16 protein-coding genes are annotated in these 19,308 nt (G+C 63.0%); 7 read left to right on the top strand and 9 right to left on the bottom strand.

Features of this window, described 5'->3' with window-relative positions; translation table 11 throughout:
- Positions 1-26: 26 nt before the first annotated feature.
- The 5 genes from JF616_04870 to JF616_04850 form a co-directional block, all read right to left on the bottom strand.
- Positions 27-581, bottom strand: a complete 555-nt coding sequence (locus tag JF616_04870) for a hypothetical protein (GenBank protein ID MBW8887074.1) — start codon at positions 579-581, stop codon at positions 27-29.
- Between the two features lie 127 nt (positions 582-708).
- On the bottom strand, positions 709-2,022 hold the full coding sequence (locus JF616_04865) for an AarF/ABC1/UbiB kinase family protein (protein ID MBW8887073.1): 1,314 nt from the start codon (positions 2,020-2,022) through the stop codon (positions 709-711).
- Entirely contained in the window at positions 2,022-2,888 is an 867-nt protein-coding gene (locus JF616_04860) for a TetR/AcrR family transcriptional regulator (GenBank protein ID MBW8887072.1), read from the bottom strand. The genes JF616_04865 and JF616_04860 overlap by 1 nt, the downstream gene beginning before the upstream one ends.
- A gap of 162 nt (positions 2,889-3,050) precedes the next feature.
- Entirely contained in the window at positions 3,051-4,448 is a 1,398-nt protein-coding gene (locus tag JF616_04855; GenBank protein ID MBW8887071.1) for a DUF1080 domain-containing protein, read from the bottom strand.
- 61 nt (positions 4,449-4,509) lie between these two features.
- Positions 4,510-6,276: a PQQ-dependent sugar dehydrogenase gene (locus JF616_04850; protein MBW8887070.1), complete on the bottom strand. Its 1,767-nt coding sequence runs from the start codon at positions 6,274-6,276 to the stop codon at positions 4,510-4,512.
- Between the two features lie 570 nt (positions 6,277-6,846).
- Between JF616_04850 and JF616_04845 the strand changes: the two genes are divergently transcribed.
- The 5 genes from JF616_04845 to JF616_04825 all read left to right on the top strand — a co-directional run bounded on the left by JF616_04845 (position 6,847) and on the right by JF616_04825 (position 13,444).
- Complete coding sequence (locus tag JF616_04845; GenBank protein MBW8887069.1) at positions 6,847-7,857, top strand: TIGR02147 family protein; 1,011 nt, start codon at positions 6,847-6,849, stop codon at positions 7,855-7,857.
- A gap of 350 nt (positions 7,858-8,207) precedes the next feature.
- A complete protein-coding gene (locus JF616_04840) occupies positions 8,208-9,422 on the top strand; it encodes a hydrolase (GenBank protein ID MBW8887068.1) in 1,215 nt (404 codons plus the stop codon).
- A gap of 41 nt (positions 9,423-9,463) precedes the next feature.
- The gene (locus JF616_04835; protein MBW8887067.1) at positions 9,464-10,867 is read left to right on the top strand and encodes an aminotransferase class III-fold pyridoxal phosphate-dependent enzyme; all 1,404 of its coding nucleotides are present in this window, start codon (positions 9,464-9,466) and stop codon (positions 10,865-10,867) included.
- Position 10,868: 1 nt separating this feature from the next.
- Positions 10,869-11,903 carry an arginine N-succinyltransferase gene (locus JF616_04830; protein ID MBW8887066.1) on the top strand — a complete coding sequence of 345 codons (1,035 nt, stop codon included), beginning with the start codon at positions 10,869-10,871 and terminating at the stop codon, positions 11,901-11,903.
- Positions 11,900-13,444, top strand: coding sequence for an aldehyde dehydrogenase family protein (locus JF616_04825; protein MBW8887065.1), 1,545 nt, complete (start codon positions 11,900-11,902; stop codon positions 13,442-13,444). Before JF616_04830 ends, JF616_04825 begins: the two co-directional genes overlap by 4 nt.
- Here JF616_04825 and JF616_04820 read toward each other — a convergent pair.
- The gene (locus JF616_04820) at positions 13,441-14,271 is read right to left on the bottom strand and encodes a hypothetical protein (protein MBW8887064.1); all 831 of its coding nucleotides are present in this window, start codon (positions 14,269-14,271) and stop codon (positions 13,441-13,443) included. The two genes, JF616_04825 and JF616_04820, sit on opposite strands and share 4 nt — an antisense overlap.
- A gap of 71 nt (positions 14,272-14,342) precedes the next feature.
- On the opposite strand from JF616_04820, the gene astB reads away from it, so the two are divergent.
- On the top strand, positions 14,343-15,725 hold the full coding sequence (gene astB, locus JF616_04815) for an N-succinylarginine dihydrolase (GenBank protein ID MBW8887063.1): 1,383 nt from the start codon (positions 14,343-14,345) through the stop codon (positions 15,723-15,725).
- Here the strand turns inward: astB and JF616_04810 are convergent.
- Positions 15,722-16,525 (bottom strand): DUF1338 domain-containing protein, encoded by an 804-nt coding sequence (locus JF616_04810; protein ID MBW8887062.1) that lies wholly within the window; start codon positions 16,523-16,525, stop codon positions 15,722-15,724. The two genes, astB and JF616_04810, sit on opposite strands and share 4 nt — an antisense overlap.
- Positions 16,526-17,249: 724 nt before the next feature.
- On the opposite strand from JF616_04810, the gene JF616_04805 reads away from it, so the two are divergent.
- Positions 17,250-17,933 (top strand): hypothetical protein, encoded by a 684-nt coding sequence (locus JF616_04805; GenBank protein MBW8887061.1) that lies wholly within the window; start codon positions 17,250-17,252, stop codon positions 17,931-17,933.
- A 16-nt stretch (positions 17,934-17,949) separates the two neighbouring features.
- On the opposite strand, the gene JF616_04800 is transcribed toward JF616_04805, so the two are convergent.
- Positions 17,950-18,600, bottom strand: coding sequence for a hypothetical protein (locus JF616_04800; protein ID MBW8887060.1), 651 nt, complete (start codon positions 18,598-18,600; stop codon positions 17,950-17,952).
- A 50-nt stretch (positions 18,601-18,650) separates the two neighbouring features.
- On the bottom strand, positions 18,651-19,262 hold the full coding sequence (locus JF616_04795) for a rhomboid family intramembrane serine protease (GenBank protein MBW8887059.1): 612 nt from the start codon (positions 19,260-19,262) through the stop codon (positions 18,651-18,653).
- Between the last annotated feature and the right edge of the window lie 46 nt (positions 19,263-19,308).

Genomic DNA, 19,308 nt, shown 5'->3' with positions numbered 1-19,308 from the left:
CCGCTCTGGGCCCTCAGCTCTGAACCTTAGCGGCGGCGCGATTTGCGCGGTTGCACGGTTATCCCCTTGGCTTCCAGGACATAGTCGAGCTCATCCTTGGACATCGGGTTGAGCGCGATTTTGAAGGCCGAGGAGAATGCGATGGCGTAGAAGATGATGTCGTGCACGTCGAAATCATTGAGGTAGATGCCGAAGAGCTGGCCATAGTCCACGACGAAGAGGATTTTCGCGAGGGAGTAGCCCGATTGATGCGCGATGGCGAAGGCGATGCACATGAGGTTGCCCAGCATGCAGCCCAAAAGGGCGTACGCTCCGGCCGTTACGGCATAGGCCGTGCCGCTGCCTTTCCCGACGAAACGTACGGAAGCGCCGACGGCGAGGCCGACCGCGATCGCGAAATAGCCGATCACGAGATTACCCGCGTAGGTGATCAAGCCCCAAAGCACCGCCATCGCCAGGCAGGAAACCAAACCCGCGACTTGCGCGAATTGCATGTTTCCGGGAGCGAGATGGGCGGCGAGGTCGGTGTCGTGCTTTTGGATGGGATCGGGTACGGAATCAGGTACGGAATCGGGTTCCATAGGGCCTTTCGCATATTCGGCGCCAGGGCGCCGGTCGGGGTGGAGCGCGGCTGGAAAACATAATTCCTTCCCGCCGGGATGGAATGCACCAAAGCCGATGGTGTTTACGATCCGGGTTCGCTCCGGTTCAGGGCATGCCTTCCAGGGCATTGGCCATATCGAGGCGGGCGCCCAGGCGCTGGAAAATGCGGTAGAGCCCGTAACGGGCCCGGTCGAGGAAAACGAAATCCGGCGAAAACTGCACGCCCTTCACGCTGCGGAACAGCTCCCAGGCTTCCGTGCGGCAGGCCTTGAAATAATCCCCGGCTGCGCCGAAGTCGAAGGGGCCCCCGCGTCCGCTAGTTCCCCGATACGGGCGCATGACCCATTCCCCCATCGATCGCAGGCGCGCCTCGAGATCGGTGAAGTCCTGGCGGCGATCCGTGATCCGCAAGGTGCCGAGGCGGGCGTACTCTTCCACCAGGGAATGCCCTGCGGGCGGGGCGCCCCGGGAGATACGCGCGAACATCCCGCGCAGCTTGTCGGTAAAACCTTCCGGCACGGTTTTTACGCAACCGAAATCCAAAAGGACAAGTTCCGGCCCGGGAGCGTCGGCGCGGGGACGGATGAGGAAATTCCCGGGATTGGGATCGGCGTTGAGGGCGCCCAATTCGTACACCGAGCGCAGGAAGACCTTCCACAACAGCGCCGCCAGCGCATCGCGATCGGCCCGGGAAGGATCGCGCGCCAGCCATTCGGCCAGGTGCTCCCCTTCCATGAATTCGGTGCACAGCACGGTATCCGATCCGAATTCGGGATACACGCGCGGCACGGTAACTCCGGGGATACCCATGTGTTCGCGGAACCAGGCGGTCCAGCGCGCTTCTTCGAGGTAGGAGAGTTCCTCCACCATGCGCTCGGCCACCTCGGTCCAGGCCGACTCCACTTCCTTGAGCCAAGGCAGGGCGGATGCGAAGCCGGCGACCACGGCCAAATCGTTGCGCACGGTGCGGGCGATGCCGGGATATTGCAGCTTGAGCGCGAGCGCGCGCCCGTCCTTGGCGACGGCCCGATGCACCTGCCCCAGGCTGGCGGCCGCGAAAGGGGTCTCCGCGAATTCGCGGAACAGGGATTCGGGACCGGCCCCCAGGTTGGCCTCGATGGCGCGGCGCACCAGGGCGCGGTTCATGGGAGGGGACTGGTAACAGGATTTGGAGAGTTCGCGCCGGAATTCCTCCGGCAGCAGTTCCTCCTCCTGGCTTAGCATCTGCGCGAGTTTCAGCGGAAGCCCCTTCAGGCGGGCGCAGGCGGCGAAGAAGGCTTGGCCGCGCGCCGTCCATTCCTCCTCCTGGCTGCGCTTGCGGGGATCGAGGGACCGTAACGCCGATGATACGGCAAGGCGGCCGGCCACCCCCGCCCGGGCCAATTTGGAAAGCGGCATCGCCCGGCGTTTATCGGCCATCAGCGCTTGCCTTTATTACCCGGCTTCGCCGGCCTTCGCTTGGAGTCTTTGCCCGCCCTCGTTCCGGCCGCTTTCACGGCTGTTGCCGCCGTCTTCGCGCGCGTCCCGCCGGCCCCGCCGGAAGTTTTTCCCGCAGCGTCGGGACCCGGGAAAGGCTGGCTCGACCACGTGGCCCCGGGTTTCACGCCGCCCAACTCCATCAGCAGCGGCATCAAGTGCCGGTTGATCAGAAAGCCCACCAGGTCCTGGGCCATGGGCAATAGGGGGCCGCCCACCACCGCGGAAAAAACCTTCAGGGTGCGGTCGATGAATTGGGTCGTATCGTCGTGCCGATCCGAAGCGTCCCGCTGCCAATACAGCATCACCGCCACGTAATGGCACCAGACCATTTCCTCCACCACGTAAGGCAGCGCGAGGGCGGGGATCTCCCCTTTCGCCTCCGCTTGCGCCAGCAGGCCGCGTACGGTTTCCACGTAAGTCTTGCGCATGGCCGCCACCTCGCCCCACATCAGGCTGGCGGAGATGAAGGTGGGACGGAAGGTCTTGGCCAGGAAATCCTTCTCTCCCTCGTATTGGCCGATTTGGAATTCCAGCAGCGCATGCATGCGCTCGACGAAGGTGTAGTCCGGCCGCGTTGCCAGGCTCGCCCCATGATCCTTAAGGCGGTCCATCCGCACGGCATAGTACGTGAGCAGGATTTTTTCCTTGGTGGGGAAATGCTTGTAGATGGCCCCGTCGCTCATCCCTGCGGCCCGCGCTACGTCCCGCAAGCTTACGGCGTCATAACCGCGCTTCCGCACCTCCGCCACGAAGGCGTCGATGAAGCGTTCGGCGTTTTCCTGTTTCTTTTCCCGGGATACTCTCATGATGAACCTCGTATCCTGCTATTATACGCTTTTATCCTAATTCCGTCCGAAACCGGCCCATTAAGGATATTTAATTCCCAAAAACGGCGAAAACGCGGAAGATCCCGGGTCTGAGTGCGAATGTGTTGAGGGGGCCCGGCAATCGCCGGGCGATGGATTCTCTTACTTCACCAGGATTTTCGACATGCGCGCGCCGGCGGCGCCCTTCGCGCGTATGAAATAAAGGCCGGGAAGCACATGGCGGCCTTGCGAGTCGGAGAGATCCCAATGGAGATCCTTGTTCTCTTCCACCGGGAAACGCCGGATCAAGCGGCCGAACACGTCGCAAATCTCCAGTTGGGAGAACAACTGCAAATCCGTGAAAAGGGCTCCTTCGCCATCCACGGTGAATGCGATCGCGCGGGAAAGGCCGGGAGAATGGATTCCCACCGGGCCAATCGAGTTCGCGGCCCGGCTCGAATCGGCCCAAGCCCAGGCCGGACCGCTGATGCGCACGCGCAGATTCGCGGTGGGCGTAGTGGGGGCGGTCCAGCTATAGCTGCCGTTATTCGGGGCGGCGGCCGCGATGGATTGCCATCCGCCGGATCCGGTGCTGTATTCGATGTTCACGTTCGCGATATCGCTCGCGCCGATCGTTCTCCACTTGATTTGAAAGGGCTGTCCGGGAGCCAGGGTTTCCCCGGAATCGGGATGATCGATGAAAATGCGGTGGAGATAATTGGCGTTCATGGGCGTTCCGGCCGGGAATTCCATTATTTCAAAGTGGCGGTATTTAATGGCCGAGCCTTCGGATTGCAGCCCCAACCCGCCGTGGTCGTACGGGCCATCCGGCGTCTTGTTCAGTTTGTCGTTGTAAATGCGGATGTTCCACAATTTGAAAACCAAGGTGTCATTGATGAAGTGCCAAGCGGTGTCCGCTCCCCGGGCCACCAATTCGAATCGGAGCCAGCGAGGAGCGTTGTTGAAGGCCTCCGGAATGGTGGGGCTGGGGCCGTAATTGCGGGCGTTGCAGCCGGTCTCGCAAACGGTTACCGCGGTTCCCCCCGTCTGCGCGTAATTGCCTCCGTTCACCTTGGTGTTGAAGGTGCATTGCTGGATGGAGTAAGCCGCGCCCGGTTCATGTTGTTGCATCTGGAATTCGATCGACCTGGGCCAATTGCCGGTGGCCAAACTACTGCCCTGCATGCGGATGACGGATTCATCCGTATGGTAGGTGAGGCCCCCGTTATTATTCGCCCCGAGGGCGTCGAAACGCTGATCCACGCGCGCGCGGTAATGCGAAAAGCTGGTTTTATTCGTGCCGATATTCCCGCCCTTGGCGGTAGGGAGCACGTAGATGGCGGCGGAATCGGTGCCCGGGTAGAGAATGCTATAAGAACTCGCATCCACCGTCTGCGATACGGGCGCGTTGTAGGAGCGCGAATAGATCCCGGTGAAATCGGTTCCGTTGAAAAGCTTGACCCAGCCTGAATCCGCATGGGTGAAGCCTTGGGCGCCCGCGGAATGCGGGACGGCCAGGCAAACGAGAACTCCGATTCCAAAAAGACTGCCCTTGAGCATTTTCACCTCTTCCTCGATGAGCCGACCGCGTCGAATCCAATCGACTGAACCAAGAACCGTATCAATCCCGCGTGAACTTCACGAACAGCACGCCATCGGCCGTGCGCGAAGGCAATTCCACGGCTTGCCCGGCCTGGCCACGGACCGCCGCCACGCGGACTCCGTGCACGTTGTACGCGGCCGCGCCGGTGGTTCCGGCCGGCAGCACGAAGCGCCGCGCGCCGAAAGCGACGGGGGAAAGCATGGGCGCGGAGGAACGGGCCTCGGGGGCAGTAATGGCGGCGGCAGTAAGGCAAGAGTTGGGCTTCATCATATTCGCCGTCTTATCGTATTCGGCGAACTTGGGATCGGTGCAACCTTGCTTGATCCAGGAGCAGGCTGTGTAATCCTTCTGCGTTCCCGTGTATTGGATGCTGTTCAGGCCGCCGTTGTCGTAGTCCAGCAGGTAGATGGTTCCGTCGGGGCCGATATGGATGTCCGTCATGTCGGGGCTGCTGGCTTTGATGCGCTCGAGGGCGGTCACGGTTCCCGTGCTATCCGGGGTGACGAGCCAGACGTAATGCCGGGAATAATCGCCGAAGATCTCCTTGCCATGGAAATACGGGGGCATCTTTACCGCCGAGGTGAGGTTCGGATCGTAATAGTAGACGGGACCGGCCATCGCAGTTTCCGAGCCCCCGCCCAGCTTGGAGGAAAGGCCCTTCTGGGTATTGCCCGTGCAGTAGTAAAGGGCGGGAGGGGAGACGGCGGGTAAATCGGTGAGGCCGGTATTGAACTTGGACAGGTTCTTCAGATGGGCCGGATCGAACTTGTCGCCGACCTTCATCCCAGCGCCGATGTAGTCGGTCTCGTAGCTCCGGACCGGGTAGGGCTCTACGTTGCCGTTGACGAAGGGCCAGCCCCAATTCGCCGGGCCCCTGGCGATATACAGATGGTCGTGGCCGGCCGGTCCCTTGACCGCATCGTACGCATCCGCGTCCGCGCCCACTTCCCCGATGTACGCCCATCCGGTCAGCGAATCCACCTTCACGCGGTAGGCGTTGCGGGTGCCCATGGTGTAGATCTCGGGCCGGGTCTTGGCGGTGCCTTCCGGGAATAGGTTCCCTTTGGGGATGGTGTAGGTTGTGCCCACTCCGGGGGTCGGCGTTTGGGTATCCGGGAACGGGATAGGGTGGATGCGCAGGACCTTGCCGCGCAGATCATTGGTATTGCCCGAGCTCTTCAGGCAGGTCAGGTACTCCCGGGTCGGATCGCGGCCGCCGAACTTGGTGATGTCGTCGCCCGGATAGGTATCGTCCCCGATTGCCATGAACAAATCGCCCGTCCTCGCGTTCCAGGACATGCCCCCGCCCGCATGCCGCTGGTCGAGCCCTTGGCCTATCTTCATACGCGGCAGCGAGATGATCATCTTGGGATTGCTCAACTGGTTGTTGGTGAAGACGTAGCGATCGACCTGGGTCGAGCCCAACTGCGCGGGAGTATGATAGATATAGAGCCAGTGGGTGGTAGTGAAGTTGAGATCGGCCACGATTCCCAGCATGCCGTCTTCCACCATGGCGCCGGCATTGGTGGGAACGGTTCCGATCATCTGGGTGGTTCCGCCCGAGTAATGCCAGACTTTGCCCGACCATTGTTCGATGAAGAACATTTCCCCGGACGGCAGAACGCACATGGCATCGGGATTGGACATGGTACGGCTGGGTATGACGGAGACCACCTTGAAATCGGTTTCCGCCGGCATGGTGCATCCCTGCGCGCGCGCGGTTCCGGCCCCGGCCAATACTGCGGACGCGATCAATGCCAACCTGGTGATAGAACGAACGAACATATACCCCCCATAGCTTCAAAAATAAGGCGGCTTTTGCGCACGACCTGGATCCCCAAGCCAAGACACGCAAAGGGACTTCCAAATCCCCTTAGATACCCCCCAAAGGCATGGCAAATCTATCCTCGGACCGGGTGGGAGGGTGGGCCTTTTTCCAAGGAAGGCAAATTTCCGTTTCCGGGAGGCAACGCCCTAAAATCCCGCTTCCCGGAATTCATGCAGGCAGTAAAAAATAGGGACTCGGAAGTAGCCTGGCCTCGCGGAAGGCCCTTATTATTAGAGGGTAGATGGGGGAGATGCCGAGGGGCGGCCCGGACTTGACTGCCTTACTCGCCTGCCGCAACCCGGGGAGGGCGCGGAGGGGTTTTATGCGCTTTTTAGGCGCAACCGCATCTCCCTTTAATGATCCAGAATGGCGACGAATACAAAATCGATCCTCTTGGCGAGGTCGATCGGGACTCCGCTTTGATCATAATTTTTGCCCGCAAGCCCGGGTTGCCGATTAGATTGGAAAGCGCGCACTTTTGGTGCGCACTAGTGGTATCGGGATCTGATAAGGAAGGATGAACAAGCTTGGGATCCATTCGCCCTGAGGTTCCGCGCATTTTCGAGTTCAAGGATTACCGGGCCTTTCTCTTGGCCCATTTCGAGTACCGTAAGTCCCGCGAACCTGAATTCTCGTTGCGGGTATTCTCACGAAACCCCCATCTCAAGCTCGCAAGCTCCAGCTTCATTTCGGCGGTTCTTAAGGGACGGAAAAACCTGAGCCAGGGTTTGCGACTGCGCTTCGGGAAGGCCCTGGGCCTGAAGCCGGCGGAGCAGGAATATTTCGAGATGATGGTGCAGGCGAACCAGGGGAAAACGGCCGACGAGCGCGCCCATTACCAATCCCGGTTGGGGCGTTTCCATGGTTCACGCGCTCGATCGTTGGCCGATTCCGAGTATCGCTTCTACGACCGCTGGTGGTATCCCGTCGTCTGGCATTGGATCGGGCTGAATCCCATTCAAGCCAATCCCGCCCGCATCGCCCGCGCTATCCGCCCCCGCATCGAGCCCGCCCAGGCGGAAGAAGCCATCCAGGTGCTGCTGGATCTGAAGCTGATTAAAAGGCTGGCCAATGGTTATGCGGTGACGGAACGCCACTTGGCTTGGCGCCCGCGGCTTACGGAAGAGGTCGGGCGCATGCATGCGCGCTCCAACTTACGCCTCGCCTTGGACGAGTTGGAGCGGCCGCATCCCGGACCGGGCGAATACCATGTTTGGTCCTTCTCGTTGTCGGCGCGGGGCCGGGAGCGGCTGCGCGAAAAGCTGGAGGCCTTGCGTTCGGAAGTTCGCGAGTTGGTCGCTGAATCGGCTAACTCTGATGCAGCGATCGACCAGGGGGCAAGCGCCGGCGGCACGGGCGTGTACGCCTTGGCCTTGCAGCTATTCCCGTGCAGCGATGACGAAGCGGTTGAATCCGTTACGGCGCGACTCGCGTCTCCGAAGCTCGCGGCCCCGCGCTCCGCGGCCCCGCGCTCCGCGGCCCCACGCTTCGCGGCCCTTTCAGGCACGTCGGCGGAAATCGCCGTGCTCCCGGCTTGACCCCGTCCGGCCGACGCCGGATGCGGTTCGAAAGGCCGAAGTAAAAACCTCTGGACGCCTTCGCCCGCCACTCCCTAGACTGGTTTTGTGAGCAGGTCAGGGGCCTGCGCCGGGGCGGGTATAATCATGCGGTACCTCCCCGATAAAATCAAAACCCGTACGGGAGGCCCGGCCAAAAGCCGGGCTCTTCCCATATCCGCCCTTGCCGATGCTCCGCTTCCGATTCGATGGGAATGGCATTCCATCCTCGCTTCGCGTTCTTGACTTTCTTGGGTCTTTTTGGAATTATAGATCCCAGGAAGCCCCGCGCTCGTTTCGCTGGGCCGCGGCCTCCGCCGGCGGAACCCATCATGCACCCCTATGATCCTTATCTGGACGCCCTTTCCGATCGTGCCTCCGCCATGCGCGAGCGCGTGCTCGACTGGGTCGATGTCCCCTCGGGCAGCTACGATATCGCGGGCCTCGCCCGCATGGCCGCCGAATTGAAGGAAGCCTTCGCGGGCTTGGGGGGCGTTTGCGAGGAACTCGGCTTGGAGCCTCAGACCGCAATCGATGCCCGGGGCGAGAAGGCCCTGCTCCCTCTGGGCAAGGCCTTGCGGTTCCGCAAGCGGCCCGATGCGCCGACACGCGTGTTCCTCGGGATCCATTACGATGTGGTGTACGGGGAAGGCGTGACGGTCTCGGCGTCGGCGCGGGCGGAGGGCGACGTGTTACGGGCCTCCGGGGCCTGCGATGCCAAAGGCGGCATCGCCATCCTGCTGCATGCGCTGGAGGCTTTCGAAGCGAGCCCGTGGGCGGAACGCGTAGGCTGGGAAGTACTGCTTAACCCGGATGAGGAGATCGGTTCGCCGGGATCCCTATCGCTTCTTAAGGAAGCGGCCGCGCGCAATCATTTCGGCCTTCTCTATGAGCCGTGCCTCAGCGACGGCAACCTGGTGGGGGCGCGCAAGGGATCGGGGAATTTCGCCGCGGTGATGCGGGGACGGGCCTCGCATGCCGGGCGCGATCCGCACCTGGGCCGCAACGCGGTGCATGCCTTGGCGGAGTTCATCGTGGCCTTGGATCATTTGGGACGTCGTTACGGGGGCCTCACCGTGAACGTGGGCAAGATCGAAGGCGGGGGTGCCTTGAATCGGGTGCCGGATCTGGCCATCGCCCGCTTCAACCTGCGCGTGCGCGACGGCGATGATCAGAGGGTCGTGGAAGAGTTCCTACGCGCGCAGGCGGAGGAATTCTCGCGGCGCGATGGTTATGCGCTTTCCTTCCACGGCAACTTCACTTCGCCGCCCAAGCCCCTGGAACCCCGCGGGCTGGCCTTGCTGGAGGCGGTGGCCGGTTGCGGCCGCGAGCTGGGGATGAATTTGCAATGGCAGCCGAGCGGGGGCGTTTCGGACGGGAACAAATTGGCGGCGGCCGGGTTGCCCAACGTGGACACCCTGGGCGCGCGCGGCGGCGATATCCACAGCCCGCAAGAGTGGTTGGACTTGAATAGCCTTGCGGAGCGCGCGCGCTTGACCGCGCTGCTCTTGATGAAGCTGGGCTCCGGGGAATGGACTTGGAAGTGAATACCTTCCGCGGGTCGCGGTCGGGAAAGGAACGGTAGCTGATGGGCAAGTTGGCGGCGGCGGCATTGGCCGCGGATGCGCGGGTCACCGAGGCGAAACGCCTTTTGGCCGAGGCCTTGCGCGATGCGCAGGCCGGCATCACCGGCGTGCGCCCGCCCGATCCGGAATTGCGCCAGGGCTACCTCGACGCCTTGGCGCGCTTCGGGACGGAGCGGGGAGGGGCGTTGTACTATCCCTACCTGGGTAGCGGCCTTGGGAACGGGGCTTTGGTGGAACTGGCTGACGGGAGCGTGAAATACGATTTCATCACGGGCATCGGCGTGCATTACCTGGGCCATAACCATCCCGCCCTGCTGGCGGTGGGCGTGGACGCGGCCTTGGGGAACACGGTGATGCAGGGCAACCTGCAGCAGAACGTGGAAAGCGAAGCGCTGGCTCGCCGCCTGTTGGAAGGCGGTAACCGGAAAGGCGCCCAACTGGCCCATGCCTTCATCACCAGCAGCGGCGCCATGGCCAACGAGAACGCGCTTAAGATCGCCTTCCAGAAAAACCCCGGGTCCGACCGGGTCCTCGCCTTCGCCCATGGCTTCGCGGGCCGCACCTTGGCTCTTTCCCAGGTGACGGATAAGCCGGCCTACCGGCAAGGGCTGCCCCAGACCCTGGCGGTGGACTATGTGCCCTTTTACGACGAATCGCGTCCGGCCGAGAGCACGGCGGCGGCGGTGGCGGCCTTGCAGGAGCATCTCGCGCGTTACCCCGGACGCCATTCGGCCATGATCTTCGAATTGATCCAAGGCGAAGGCGGCGGCTACGTTCCGGGGTCGGCGGATTTCTTCCGGGCCCTGATCCCCTCCCTGAAGGCCGCCGGTATCGCGGTCCATTTCGACGAGATCCAGACCTTCGGGCGCACTTCGGAACTGTTCGCCTTCCAGCATTTCGGCCTGGACCAGTACGCCGATATCGTCACCTTGGGCAAGCTGACGCAAGCCTGCGCCACCTTGATCCGCGCCGAGTTCAAGCCCAAACCCGGCCTGATCAGCCAGACTTTCACGGCGCCCACCATCGCCATCCGTTCGGCCTTGGCGATCCTCGATTTCATCGAGGGCCAGGGCCTGCTCGGGAACGACGGGAAGATCATGCGCTTGAGCCGCCATTTCACGGATAAGCTGCGGGACCTGGCGCGGCGGCGGCCGGATCTGGCCGCGGGACCTTTCGGCATGGGCGGGATGATCGCTTTCACTCCGTTGGGCGGCGATCCCGAACGCGTGGCGCGGTACCTGAAAAGCCTGTTCGAAGCCGGCGTGATCGGTTTCATCGCGGGCGGGACGCCGGCCAAGGCCCGCTTCCTGTTGCCGGTGGGCGGCATCGCGGAGGCGGATATCGATAGGGCATTTCCGATCATCGAACGCGTGCTCGTCGAGACCGCGGCCCAAGGCGGCGCCTGACATGGTAATCATCCGTCCCGTGGTCACCGGCGATCTGGACGCCTTGATGGAGCTGTCGGCGCAGACCAGCTTCGGCCTAACGACTTTACCGCATGATCGCCATCTTCTGAGGAAACGCATCCAGGAATCGCAACGCGGCTTCGCGCGCATGGCGGAAAAACCGGGCGGCGAGACCTACCTTTTCGTGATGGAGGATCAGGAAAAGAAGAAGGTGCTGGGCACCGCGGGCATCGTGTCCAAGGTCGGCGGCTTCGAGCCCTTTTACGCCTACCGCATCGTCGCGGGCGTCATCGAATCGAAGATGCTGAAGGTGCGCAAGGAGGTCCGCGCCTTGCACCTGGTGGAAGAGCATAACGGCCCGTCCGAGATCGGCAGCCTATTCCTCGCCCCCGAGGCCCGCCGGGGATCCAACGGGCGGCTGCTGTCGTTGTCCCGTTTCATGTTCATCGCCGATCATCGCGAGTTTTTCGATCCGGTGGTGCTGGCCGAGATGCGCGGGGTGATCGACGAAAAGGGCGGCTCGGTGTTCTGGGACGCCCTAGGCCGGCATTTCTTCGAGATCGATTTCCCCAAGGCCGACGCGCTGGTGATGAAGGACAAGCAATTCATCGCCGACCTGATGCCCAAGCACCCGATCTACATCCCGCTCCTGCCGCGGGCCGCCCAGGACGTGATCGGCCGGGTGCATTCCGAGACGGTGCCCGCCATCAAGCTTCTGGAAAGCGAAGGCTTCGCCTTCACGGGCATGGTGGACATCTTCGAGAGCGGACCCATCGTGAGTTGCGCCACCGATGAGATCCGCACCGTGCGCGAAAGCCAGGTCTCCGCGGTCCACAAGATCAGCCCGAAGGAAATCGACTCCGATTTGTATATCATTTCCAATACCTATACCCAGGGCTTCCGCGCCACCGCGGCCCCCTTGAATTTGGCGCCCGGTAAGGGCATCGAAATCACCCGCGCCACCGCCCAAGCTCTGGATCTCCGGAAAGGCGATGCCGTGCGCATCGCGCCGCTACGGGCGGGGAAGTCGTCATGAGCCAAGGCAATTTCATCGGTGGGGAATGGAGCGAGGGAAGAGGGCCGGAGTTCCGATCGGTATCGCCCGCGACCGGCGCGGCGGTCTGGACGGGCCGCGAAGCGGACGCCGCCCAAGTGGATGCGGCCGTGGCCGCGGCGCGGGCGGCCCTGTCCGGCTGGCACGCCTTAGGCCTGGACGGACGCATCGGGGTGTTGCAAGCGTTCGCGTCCCAATTACAGGCTTCTTTGGCCGACTTGTCGGCCGCCATTACCTTGGAAACCGGTAAGCCCCGCTGGGAGGCCCGCCAAGAAGTGGAAACCATGATCGCCAAGGTGGGGAATTCCATCGAGGCGTACCGGGATCGCTGCGCGGAGACGGCCTCGGCCCAAGCGGGATTCACGGCCGTGAAGCGCTTCCGCCCCCATGGAGTGGTGGGCGTATTGGGGCCCTTCAATCTGCCGGGGCATCTGCCCCACAGCCATATCGTGCCGGCCCTGTTGGCCGGGAACACCGTGGTCTACAAGCCCAGCGAAATGACCCCAGGAGTGGGCGAGGCGACCACCTCCATCTGGATCGAGGCGGGGCTGCCGGCGGGCGTGCTGGGCATGGTGCAGGGGGGACGTAACACCGGCGTTTCCCTGGCGGGGCACCCGGGCCTGGACGGGCTTTTCTTCACGGGAAGCGTCGCGGGCGGCGTGGCCCTCTCGAAACAAGCCGCCGAACATCCCGGCCGCATCCTGGCCTTGGAGTTGGGCGGCAACAATCCGCTTTTGATCTGGGATTGCGACGATGCCGGAGCGGCGGCCTTGATCGCCGCGCAATCGGCGTTCATCACGGCCGGCCAGCGTTGCACCTGCGCGCGTCGCCTGATCGTGCCGGAAGGGGAAGCGGGCCGGCGTTATCTGGACGCCTTGCGGGAATTGTTGCCGCGCCTGCGCGTCGGGTATGCCGACGGGAATCCTGAGCCGTTCCTGGGACCGGTGATTTCCGCGGCCGCAGCGGACCGGATGCTGGCGGCCCAGGCCAGGCTCGAGAAGGACGGCGGGAAAATCCTGGCCCCCATGCGGCGCTTGGCGCTCCACGCGGGTGCGGGCATAGACGGCGGGAATCGAGGCGGGGGGAGCGGGAGCGGCGTGGACGGGAGCGGCGCGAGCGCAGGCTCGGCCCTGCTGACCCCGGGTATCGTGGATGTTACCGGGGCCCGGGAACGACCGGACGAAGAGTTCTTCGGGCCTTTGCTGCAAATCGTGCGCGTGGATTCGTTCGCCTCGGCGCTGGAAGAAGCGAACCGGACGCGGTACGGATTGGCCGCGGGATTGATCAGCGATGGGCGGGAGCGCTGGGACGCCTTTCTCGACGGCATTCGCGCGGGGGTGGTGAATTGGAATCGTCCCACCACGGGGGCTAGCGGCAAGCTGCCTTTCGGCGGTGTGGGCGACAGCGGCAACCATCGGCCGAGCGCCTATTATGCTGCGGATTACTGCGCCTATCCCGTAGCATCGATGGAGGCGGACAAGGCGGCATTGCCCGGCAAACTCCCGCCGGGAATCGATCCCTAAAGACCGTCCGGTCCGTGCGGATAAGGCCCGTTCCCGTACCGCCCGAAATAGCCGGGGACGGCCGTCGAGTCGATCCCCAGATCGAGTAGGGAGTAGGATTCGTAGCTATGCCCCGTCCCGAGGGAATCGTCCAAGGAATCCGTCACGATATACGACCCGTCGATTTCCGCTTTCAGTAGCCCGAGCTTGGAAATCCAGGTCAGGATGGGCGTCCCCCCGAACCCGTGCAAGACCATTCTCCCGCAAACGAAGTTCCGGCCCTGGAATTCCAGGGTGTCGAGGCCCAGGAATTCCTTGGGAAGGTCTTCGCCAGGTTGTAACGGGTCGGTGATGATTGGACGCACCGACCAGGGACGGTTTTCGATAAGAGGGTATTTTAGCCTGACTTGGCGATCGGAGAAGATAAAGGTGTCCGCATCGGCGGTTTTGAAAAGGCCGACCGAGAAGCCGCCGATGTAGTCGTTCCAGTCGCGCGTCTTGAAGGTATAAACGGAAACCTGGGAATCCTCGAAAACGTACAGATCCCTTTGGCTGCGGCGGAAGACCGTGTCGGTATAGGGATTCCAATAGCGGGAGTCCACGACCTTGGCGGGCATATTTCCGAATAGGGTGTCCTTTTCGATCCGGAACCAACCGAGTTCATGGTTGGTCGTTTTTTTGCCGTCCGGGTTTTCGACGGTGAACGAGCGGAGCATAAGCCGGGTCTGGCCCGCGGGGAAATCGAATGACGACCGTTGCGTGTCGAATGGGACGGGCGCCACCGAGGCGGTTTCGAAGCAAGCGGAGAAGAGCAAAACCATCGGTAAGGCAAGCAGCGAGCGGCGCATGTAACCCCGTCGTAAAAAGATTTCCGGATGCCGATCGGCGCGAAAGCGGGTGCGCCAAACAGCCGCTAAAAATGTACTTCGGATCAGCCTGGATCGGCGAAAGGGCGTATACTCTGTCTATGGAAGCCAACTTCGACGGGCTGGTAGGGCCGACGCATAATTACGCCGGGCTGTCCCACGGCAACGTGGCTTCGCAGGCCAACGGCCGCAAGCCCGCCAATCCCAAGGCCGCCGCGTTGCAGGGCTTGGAGAAGATGCGTCGCGTGTCCGCGCTCGGCATCGCCCAGGCGGTCGTCCCGCCCCTCCCGCGGCCCGAGATCGATTGGCTGCGGCGCATCGGCTTCGCCGGCTCCGATGCCGAAATCCTGGCGAAGGCGGGCAAGGCCGATCCGGTGCTACTGGCGGCATGCTATAGCGCCTCTTCCATGTGGACCGCCAATGCGGCCACTTTCTGCCCTTCCATCGACTCCGGGGACAAACGCGCCCATGTTACCCCGGCGAATCTCTCCGGGCAGGTCCATCGAAGCTTGGAAGCGCCCCGTACGGCGGCTTTGCTGCGCGCTTTGTTCCCGGGACCGCGCTTCGCGCACCATGAGCCTCTGCCCTCGGGAAACCAGTTCGGCGACGAAGGCGCGGCCAATCATACCCGGCTGGCCCCCGCCCATGGGAAACGCGGGATCCATCTTTTCGTCTACGGCCGGGATGCCTTGGCCGGGGCCGGCGGCCCCGCCGCCGCGGGGCCTAAACGCTTTCCCGCCCGGCAATCGAGCGAGGCTTCGGAAGCCGTCGCGCGCCTGCATGGACTGGCGCCGGCGCGGGTCGTCTTCGCGGCGCAAAATCCCGCGGCCATCGACGCCGGCGTTTTCCATAACGACGTAATCGCGGTCGGCAACGAAGGAACGCTGTTCTGCCATGAAGCGGCCTTCCGCGATCGCATCGCGGTCCTGCGCGATTTGCGCCGCAAGTACCGGGCCCTGGCCGGGGATGGCATGCGGATCATCGAGGTTTCCGCGCGGGAAGTCCCGCTGTCTACCGCTGTGGCCACCTACCTGTTCAATAGCCAGTTGCTGACCTTGCCGAGCGGCGCCATGCGGCTCTTGGCCGCCGTGGAGTGCGAGGAGGAGCTGCGTACGCGTAAATACCTTGCCGCCCTGGCCGAACGCGAGGGCATCGGGGTGGAGTTCGCCGATCTGCGGCAGAGCATGCGCAACGGGGGCGGCCCGGCGTGCCTGCGTTTGCGGGCGGTATTGACTTCGGAGGAATGGGCCGCCGTGCCTGCGGGGGTGAAGTTTTCCGAGGAATCCTATGGCCGCTTGCGGGCTTGGATCGAATTGCGCTATCGCGATCGACTGCTGCCCGCCGACTTGGCCGATCCGGAATTGCTGGAAGAGAGCCGGATTACCACGGACGGGATCTACGGGATCCTCGGGCTTCCGAAGTTCCTCGCGGGCTAGCGCGTCCCGCGATCGGTGGACTCGAAGATCTTATCCGCCGACTTCTCGTTGAAACCCTGGAACAGCTTACCGTTCGGCATGGGGTAGCGCCGCGCGAATTCGTAGTAGCAGCCCGGCACCACGCGCGGTCCCCCGGCGAAATCGACGCTGGCTTCATTGGCCAGGGTCGAGGATTGCTCCAGGTAGATTCCGGGCGAGCCCTTGATTTCGCCCCCGGCCGCGTTCAGCCGGAATCCGTTGGCTTTGAGGAAGAGGTTTAATTCTTTCAGGCCCGGGAAGGTCCGCAGGGCATTGGCGGAAACCGTGAAATGGTTGGCCCGGAATCCGAAAGCGGACAACCAGGCGGCGTATTCGCTTTCGCGCGCCAAGGCTTCGTAGGTGGAATGATCGATGACCCATGGGCGCCCGGCCGCGAGCCAGCCCGGCTTGGCGGTGAACCCCGGGGGAATGCGGTTGATGAGGCCGAGCAGCATGGATCGCGCGCCGCCGCTCAGCTGGTCCATGTGGATCTGGCTGATGAAGACCTTGGGATGGCGCGCGTCGGGATGCTGGTAATGGCGGGCGGTGAGTTTCTTTTCGGGGAACAGGTAATCGCCCGCGGGCGCGTACCCCAGGCGTACGAAAGGGGCGGCCAAGACTTCGATGCCGAGTCCGGGATGGGCGAAGGTGCGGAAGGCGACGTGGTCGTTGAGTAGGGTCTCTCCGCGGGCTTCGAGGAGGGCATGGATGCGTTCCGCTTGCGGATTGATCGCGCTATAATCGCGCCAAAGTAAATCCAGCAGGGTTGTGAGTTCGTCCATGAGGCCTCCCTGGTAATTAACCTTTTCCATCTCATTGTACCAATGGCGCGGGTGCCGAGGTAGGTCTCTCCGGTGCCGGTGTCGGTGCGCGCGCGGCTGGCTCGAACTATTCGCTTTCGGTGCTTCGGGTCTTTCCGATCCCTGGGAAGGGCGGCGCCCGCGCATTTGAAGAGCGCGGGCTTCCCTTTGGTTGGGTCGATTCCCTTCCCAGGAATCGACGCTCATAACTCACCATCCGCGCGCGCCCCGACCCCGTCCCCGGCGGGCGCTGCCTCGGCCACGCGGCGGGATGGGATTTGCGTCGATTGCCGGCGGCCCGATGGACGAATCCCTCTCGGGAATTCCTTGGCCGCGCTTTTCCGCGGGCCTTAAAGACCGCATCGCGGCTTCTCCTTCGCCCCGAAGGATCTTTCGTCCACGCGAGGGTTGCGGCCGGTTACCCAACGGGTGGGGTCGTTGGGGTTCCGGAGGCGGGGGCGCCCCGAATCGAAGGGAGGCGAACCGTGCCGCCGCGGAAAGATCGGATCTCGTCGATAGTCCGCGCGGATCAGGCGCAATCGGCGGGGCTCGGCGATGCGCGCCGGGCGTAAATGACCGAACCCAAAATCGCGGACGACATCGGGGCACGGTTCGCAGCGACCCGGAAGGAAGTCTAGCTTCGTCTGAGGGGCGCCCCCGCCTCCGGAAACCCATCCACATCTACCTATTGGTATAATTGGATGACATGACCCCCACCGGCATAGGCACCCTACGAGAGCGGTCCCTGCACGCCCGGCTCAAGCGCTTGTATGCCGAGCCTGGCGATTGCGTCGAGGAGAAGGTCGGGGAATATTGGGTGGACATCCGCCGCGGGGACGAAGTCATCGAAATCCAGACGGGGAATTTCGGGGGCATGAAACGGAAGGTGGCCGCCTTGCTCGAATGCCGTCCGGTGCGGGTGGTGCATCCCGTCGCGGCCGAGAAATGGATAACGCGACTCTCCGCCGATGGCGTCACCGTCGTGGCGCGGCGCAAGTCGCCTAAGCGCGGCACGGTCTACGATTTATTCGACGAGTTGGTCAGCTTCCCGCATTTCTTCCTCAACCCGCGCTTCTCAATCGAGGTGGTGCTGGTGAAGGAAGAAGAACTCCGTTGCGAAGACGGGCGAGGGAGTTGGCGCCGCAAAGGGACGAGCATTCGCGATCACCTGCTCTTGGACGTAAGCGGAATCCATGTATTCCGGCAGCCGGAGGATTTCCTCAAGGTGCTGCCGCACGCATGGACCGGGCCGTCGACCAACAAGGAGATTGCCCGGGAGCTGAAGCAGCCCCCTTTCCGCATCGCGCGCATGACGTATTGCCTGGACCGCATGGGGTTGATCCGCCGTGTGGGAAAGCAGGGGAACGCGTTCCTCTTCGAGCGGACTTGAGGGCCGGGCGGGGCGATCAGGGAACCGGGGTGACGGCGGAGCCGACGACCGCGTTGCGGGCATTCAGCGCCGCGATCATGAGGGCGTAGAAGCAGAGCACGATATTGAACAACGGGATCTGCAAGGCGGGCGGAAGGCAATAGATGACCGTTACCGCCGGGATCCAGACGATCCAAGTCCCGAGCAGCGCCACCGGCAGGGTCGCTTTCAGGAAGCCGGGAAGGTTAAGGGCGCGCAGCCTTTTCCAATCGAAGCCGGTGTCTTTCCAAAAGAAGGCGATGACCGTGAAGGGCATGGAGATCAGTACGCAGTAGACGAATTGGTCCACCACGACCTTTTCGGCGATCGTCCGGGGCGTGGGAAGGTTCCCGAAAAGCCAACCCTGGATGCGGTAGAACAAGTCCACCTCGAATCCCTTATAAGCCCAGAAGGCCAGGTAGAACGGGCCGTGCGAGCCGGGGGTAACTTTGCGGGTACCTGAGTTCAAGCGCATGTATAGGAAAGGGATCGCGCCCCCGAAGAGGGCGGTGGAAAGCATGCTATAGGCGTACCCGAAGCGGGATTTCACCGCCGCCAAGCCATCCAAGGCCGACCGCGTGGGGGCGTGCCAGTAATAGGCGGCGACCAGCGCGATAGCGAAGGCTTGCAGTACCAGTCCGGGGATCATATTGGCGTGAGCCGCGGCGAAGGCGCGGCCCCAGGCGGATGGCGGAGCGCTCAATGGATCAGTCGGTGGACGCGCTCGAGTAGCGGCGCGAAATGATCGGGAGCCAGCCACCCTCCGAGGATCAGCCCCGTCAACGCCCCGGCCAGATGGCCTTCGTGGGAAACGTTTCCGATGCCCTTGTCGAGCAGGAAGCTGGTGTAGGCGATGTAAATCACCGCGAATATCGGCGCGGGAATGGGGATGGGGATCACCAGGAATTGGATGGACATCTCCGGGCGCAGTACGATGGCGGCGAAGAGGATGGCGGTGACGGAATCGCTGGCCCCCAGGACGCGGTATCCCGGGTCGCTTCCGCGCAAGAGCAGGATGAGCAGATTGCCCGCCAAACCCGCCGCGACGTAAATGATCAACATGTTCGTCCCCAGGCCCGCTTCCGTCACGCGGCCGAATACGTAGAGGGTGAGCATGTTGAAGAAAAGATGCCACGCGTCCGCATGGGAGAAATGCGAGAGCAGCATGCCGAGCAGGTTATGGCCCCGTCTCACTTCATGGGGCGCGAAAACGAAACGGCGAAAGCTGCCGGCCCGCAAGGAGGAAAACCCCCAAAATGAAATCGCCACGTTCAGGGCGATGATTGCGTAGGTGAGGATCGGCTCGGCCATGGCATGCCAAAGTTAGTAATCGGGCCGGGGTCGAAGACCGGACCTG

It is taken from the genome of Fibrobacterota bacterium (assembly GCA_019509785.1).
Lineage (GTDB): Bacteria > Fibrobacterota > Fibrobacteria > UBA11236 > UBA11236 > Chersky-265.
The sequence above is the reverse complement of the archived record's forward strand: the minus strand, read 5'-3'. Positions and strand labels throughout refer to the sequence as shown.